The 436-nt window shown below is 58.5% G+C and carries 1 protein-coding gene; it reads right to left on the minus strand.

Features of this window, described 5'->3' with window-relative positions; all coding sequences use genetic code 11:
* Window positions 1–66 precede the first annotated feature (66 nt).
* A complete protein-coding gene (locus ACU8YC_RS28125; RefSeq protein ID WP_107059939.1) occupies window positions 67–180 on the minus strand; it encodes an aldo/keto reductase in 114 nt (37 codons plus the stop codon).
* Between the last annotated feature and the right edge of the window lie 256 nt (window positions 181–436).

Below are 436 nucleotides of genomic sequence, written 5' to 3' on the forward strand. Positions count from 1 at the left end.
ACAAATTTTAATTTAAGAGCAATGACTTAAAGTGACCTGAGAGAGCGGTCAGCCTTTGAGGCTCTTTCACACATAGACATCGGCAGTGTCGACGAAGTTGCCACCCGCGTCCACGTAGGCGTCGAACACCGCCCGGCTGTCTGCCTCGTTCGAGCCCCAAGGCGCAGTGCCGAAGGTCATCGTGCTCAGCGCGAGGGGGCTCACGGCGAGGTCAGAGCGGCCCAAGGTGCGGTTGTCGGTCAGCTACATTGCTTAAATTTTCGTATTGTTTGATATGAAACCAATCGACCCAACATCCAGGCGCAAGACCGGCCGCCCGCTTTCATTCGACCCAGATGCTGCCCTGCTCCCGGCCATGCTGCTGTTCTGGCGCTACGGCTATGAGGCCACCTCCCTTGCCGAGCTTACGCGGGCGATGGGGGTTACACCGCCGAGC

The sequence above is a fragment of the Citrobacter sp. VF227 genome, from assembly GCF_052950715.1.